Annotated in this window: 4 protein-coding genes; 3 read left to right on the top strand and 1 reads right to left on the bottom strand. The window is 67.2% G+C overall.

All coding sequences use genetic code 11. The features are described 5' to 3' along the window. Positions 1-50 precede the first annotated feature (50 nt). Positions 51-602 (top strand): flavodoxin family protein, encoded by a 552-nt coding sequence (locus AC1D2K_RS29315; RefSeq protein ID WP_478093278.1) that lies wholly within the window; start codon positions 51-53, stop codon positions 600-602. Between the two features lie 142 nt (positions 603-744). Continuing rightward, complete coding sequence (locus AC1D2K_RS29310; RefSeq protein ID WP_478093276.1) at positions 745-1,632, top strand: pirin family protein; 888 nt, start codon at positions 745-747, stop codon at positions 1,630-1,632. Between the two features lie 4 nt (positions 1,633-1,636). Here the strand turns inward: AC1D2K_RS29310 and AC1D2K_RS29305 are convergent, their stop codons facing one another. Then, a complete protein-coding gene (locus AC1D2K_RS29305) occupies positions 1,637-2,422 on the bottom strand; it encodes a sulfurtransferase (protein WP_478093274.1) in 786 nt (261 codons plus the stop codon). A 62-nt stretch (positions 2,423-2,484) separates the two neighbouring features. Here AC1D2K_RS29305 and dnaE point away from each other — a divergent pair. After that, on the top strand, positions 2,485-5,189 hold a 2,705-nt coding region (dnaE, locus tag AC1D2K_RS29300), incomplete at its 3' end, for a DNA polymerase III subunit alpha (protein WP_478093272.1).

Below are 5,189 nucleotides of genomic sequence, written 5' to 3'. Positions count from 1 at the left end.
CGTCGGCCGCGGGCTTAGGATGCGCTTTTTGCGTTGACTAGGAAAAGTTCATGGCCGACATCGCTGTCGTTTTTCATTCGGGCTACGGCCACACGCAGCGCGTCGCGCAGGCGGTGGCCGACGGCGCGGGAGCCCATTTGCTCGCGATCGACGCCGATGGCAATCTTCCGGCCCATGGCTGGGAGCTGCTGGCGGCGGCGGACGCGATCATCATGGGCGCGCCCACCTACATGGGTGGCCCGAGCTGGCAGTTCAAGAAATTCGCGGACGCCTCTTCCAAGGTCTGGTACGTCCAGGGCTGGAAGAACAAGCTCTTCGCGGGCTTCAGCAACAGCGCCGCCATGAACGGCGACAAGGACGCCACGCTGACCTACCTGTGGCACCTGGCCATGCAGCACAGCGGCCTCTGGGTCAGCCTCGGCATCATGCCGGCCAACAGCAAGGCGGCCCGGCGCGACTCGATCAACTACGTCGGCGGCTACAACGGCCTGCTGACCACCTCGCCCTCCGATGCGAGCCCGGCCGAGATGGCACGGGGCGACCTCGACACCGCGATCGCATTTGGCGAACGCGTGGCCGTGGTGGCAAGATCAAAGCGATGAAACACCCCCGCAGCGCCTGCGGCGCCGCCCCCTCGAGGGGGCGATACCAGCGGCCCGGCGAAGCCGGTTCCGCGGTATCCCTGGAATGGACCCGTGCCGGGTTCATGGGGTGGAAAACGCAACCCTTCACCGAGGAATCACGATGACCGCACCGCTTCTGCTCCAACCGCACGACAAGGACCTGGGGGGCGGCTTCAACGTCCGGCGCCTGCTGCCGTCGGCGAAGCGCCGCTCGGTCGGCCCCTTCGTCTTCTTCGACCATTTCGGGCCGGCCACCGAGACGCCCGGCAAGGCGCATGACGTGCGGCCGCATCCGCACATCGGCCTGGCCACCGTCACTTACCTCTTCGAGGGCGCGATGATGCATCGCGACAGCCTCGGCAGCGTGCAGGAGATCCGTCCCGGCGCGATCAACTGGATGACCGCGGGGCGCGGCATCGTGCATTCGGAGCGCAAGCCCGAGTCGCTGCTCGACGCCACCTATGTGAACCACGGGCTCCAGCTCTGGGCTGCCTTGCCGCAGGCCCACGAAGAGGTCGAGCCCAGCTTCGTGCACACCGAGGCGGCGGACATTCCGGCGCTGGACGTGCAGGGCGTGCCGGTCCGGGTGCTGGTCGGCGAAGCCTTCGGCGTCCGCTCGCCGGTCGCGACCTTGTCGCAGACCCTGTATCTCGACCTCGCGCTGCCGGCGGGCGCGCGCTTCGAGCTGCCGGCGCTTGCGCCCGAGCTGGCGATCTATCCGGTCGACGGCGACCTCACGCTCGACGGCATGCCGGTGGCGCGGCACACCATGGCGATGCTGCCCGAAGGCGCAGGCGGCATGCTGGCGGCGGAGCGTGCGGTCCGTCTCGTGGTGATCGGCGGCGAGCCGCTCGACGGCCCGCGCTTCATCACCTGGAACTTCGTCTCGAGCCGGCGCGAGCGCATCCTCGAGGCCGGCGCCGAGTGGGCCGCCCAGCGCCTGGGACAGGTGCCCGGCGAGACCGAATTCATCCCGCTGCCGGGGCACCCGTTCCAGGTGCAGTCTTAGGAATTCAGCGCTTGATCGCCAGGTCCGGGTCTTCCTGCGCCCGGGCGCTGGCGCGGTTCGAACGCGCGCTCAAGTCGGGCGCCAGGGACTCCCGGCCATCGAACACGAAGCACTCGCCGTGGTAGTGCGCACCGCCGACCTGCTCGAAGTACTTGAGGATCCCGCCTTCGAGTTGCAGCACGTCGGCGACGCCTTCCTCGCGCATCAGGATCGCGGCCTTCTCGCAGCGGATGCCGCCGGTGCAGAAGCTCACGACCGTCTTGCCGGCGAACGCTTGCGCATGTCGGGTCAGCGCCTTCGGGAATTCGGTGAACTTGCTGATCCGCCAGTCGATCGCGCCATCGAACGTGCCGTGATCGACCTCGAAGGCATTTCGCGTGTCGAGCAGCGCGATCGGCTTGCCGGCATCGTCGTGCCCCTGGTCGAGCCAGCGCTTCAGGGTCGGCGCATCCACGCCCGGCGCGCGGCCCGCGGCCGGCTGGATCGCGGGATGGTCCATCCGGATGATCTCGCGCTTCCGCTTGACCAGCATGCGCCGGAACGGCTGCGCCTGCGACCAGCTCTCCTTGGCCTCCAGATCGGCGAAGCGCGGATCGGCGCGCAGTTCGCCCAGGAACGCCCGGACGTGGTCCTTTTCCCCTGCGAGAAACAGGTTGATGCCCTCGGGCGCGAGCAGGATGGTGCCCTTGAGCGCCAGCGCATGGGTGCGGGCACGCAAGTGCTCGCGCAGGTCGGCGCCGTCGTCGATGCCGACGAACTTGTAAGCCGCGATATTCAGTATTTCTTGCACGGGAGGCGATTGTAGGGATGCCCGCATCACATCGTGGAGGCGKCGTTTTCTACAATGACCGGATGTTCGTTCACCTGCGCCTGCACACCGAGTTTTCCGTCGTCGACGGTACCAACCGCATCGATGAAGTCGTCAAGGCCGCGGCCGCCGACGGCCAGCCTTCGCTGGCGATCACCGACCTCAACAATCTCTTCGGCGCCGTCAAGTTCTACAAGGAGGCGCGCGGCAAGGGCGTCAAGCCGGTGCTCGGCACCGAGGTCTTCGTCGAAGGCCTGGGCGCCGAGCCCGGCGCCCTCACGCGCATCGTGCTGCTGGTGCAGAACAAGGAAGGCTACCTGAACCTGTCCGAGCTGCTGGCGCGCGCCTGGACCCAGAACGTCGGCCGAGGCCAGTCCCAGGCCGCCTGCAAGCTGGCCTGGCTCGAAGAATTGCAGGGCGGGCTGATCGCGCTCTCGGGCGCGCAGGCCGGACCGCTCGGCGCGCCGCTGCTGCAAGGCCAGGAGGAGCGCGCCGCGGAGATCGCGCTGCAGCTCGCCGGCCTGTTCCCGCATCGCTTCTACATCGAGCTCCAGCGCGCCGGACGGCCCGAGGACGAGCCGCACGTGATCGCGGCCGTGAAGCTCGCCGCCCGCCTGCGCTTGCCCGTGGTCGCGACGCATCCGGTGCAGTTCGCCACCGCCGACGACTACGAGGCGCACGAGGCGCGCGTCTGCATCTCCGAGGGCGAGATCCTCGGCAACCCGCGCCGGGTGCGCAAGTTCACGCGCGAGCAGTACTTCAAGTCGTCGGCCGAGATGGCCGCGCTCTTCGCCGATGTGCCGAGCGCGCTCGCCAACACGGTCGAGATCGCCAAGCGCTGCAACCTCACGCTGGTGCTCGGCAAGCCGCAGCTGCCGAACTTCCCGACGCCCAACGGCATGCCGATCGAGGAGTATTTCCGCGTCGCCTCCTTCGAAGGGCTGGAACAGCGCCTCGCCCACCTGTACCCCGAGGCCGCGAAGCGCGATGCCGAGCGGCCACGCTACGTCGAGCGGCTGGAGTTCGAGATCAACACGATCTTGAAGATGGGTTTCCCGGGCTACTTCCTGATCGTCGGCGACTTCATCAACTGGGCCAAGAAGAACGGCTGCCCGGTCGGCCCGGGACGGGGTTCGGGCGCCGGTTCGCTGGTCGCCTATGCGCTCAAGATCACCGACCTCGACCCGCTCGAATACAAGCTGCTGTTCGAACGTTTCCTGAACCCCGAGCGGGTCTCGATGCCCGACTTCGACATCGACTTCTGCCAGGRCAACCGCGACCGCGTCATCGACTACGTCAAGGACAAGTACGGTCGCGACGCGGTGAGCCAGATCGCCACCTTCGGCACCATGGCCGCACGCGCCGCGATCCGCGACGTCGGCCGCGTGCTCGACATGAGCTACATGTTCTGCGACGGCATCAGCAAGCTGATCCCGAACAAGCCGGGCAAGCCGGTGACGATCCAGTACCCGCCCGCGGACCTGTCGGAGGCCGACCGCGAAAAGTACGCGATCGCGGCCGAGCCGCAGCTCGCGGCCCGGATCGAGAAGGAGGAAGAAGTCCGCATGCTGGTCGAGCTGGCGCAGAAGCTCGAAGGCATGACGCGCAACATCGGCATGCACGCCGGCGGCGTGCTGATCGCGCCGGGCAAGCTCACCGACTTCTGCCCGCTCTACCAGCAGCCGGGCAGCGACTCGGCCGTGAGCCAGTACGACAAGGACGACGTCGAGGCGGTCGGCCTGGTGAAGTTCGACTTTCTGGGCCTGGCCACGCTGACGATCCTGGAGATCGCCAAGGACTTCATCGTCGCGCGCCACAAGGGCCAGGAGAACTTCGCCTTCGAGAACATTCCGCTCAACGACGTGCCCACGTACAAGCTCTTTTCCGAGGGCAAGACCGAGGCCGTGTTCCAGTTCGAATCGCGCGGCATGCAGGGCATGCTGAAGGACGCGCGGCCGACCCGGCTCGAGGATCTGATCGCGCTCAACGCGCTGTACCGGCCCGGCCCGATGGACCTGATCCCGAGCTTCGTGGCGCGCAAGCACGGGCGCGAGCCGGTCGAGTATCCGCATCCGCTGGTGGCCGACATGCTCTCCGAGACCTACGGCATCATGGTCTACCAGGAGCAGGTGATGCAGACCGCGCAGATCCTGGGCGGCTACTCGCTCGGCGGCGCCGACCTGCTGCGCCGCGCGATGGGCAAGAAGAAGGCCGAGGAGATGGCCGAGCACCGCGAGATCTTCCGCAAAGGTGCCGCCAAGAACGACATCGACCAGAAGAAGGCCGACGAGATCTTCGACCTGATGGAGAAGTTCGCGGGCTACGGCTTCAACAAGTCGCACGCGGCGGCCTACTCGCTGCTGGCGTACCACACCGGCTGGCTCAAGGTCCACTACACGGCCGAGTTCTTCTGCGCCAACATGACCGTCGAAATGGACGACACCGACAAGCTCAAGGTGCTGTTCGAGGACGCGCAGAAGAACTTCGGCATCACCTTCGAGCCGCCGGACGTGAACCGCGGCAACTACCGCTTCGAGCCGGTCAACGACAAGGTCATCCGCTATGGCCTCGGTGCCGTCAAGGGCACGGGGCAACTGGCGGTCGAAGCGATCGTCAAGGCGCGCGAGGAGGGCGGCCCGTTCACGAGCCTGTTCGACTTCTGCGTCCGGGTGGATCGCCAGCGCATCAACAAGCGCACGGTCGAGGCGCTGATCAAGGCCGGCGCCTTCGATTCGCTGCAGCAGAACCG

The sequence above is a fragment of the Variovorax sp. P1_H12_2 genome (genome assembly GCF_056405335.1).
This window is presented reverse-complemented; position numbering and strand designations above follow the sequence as displayed.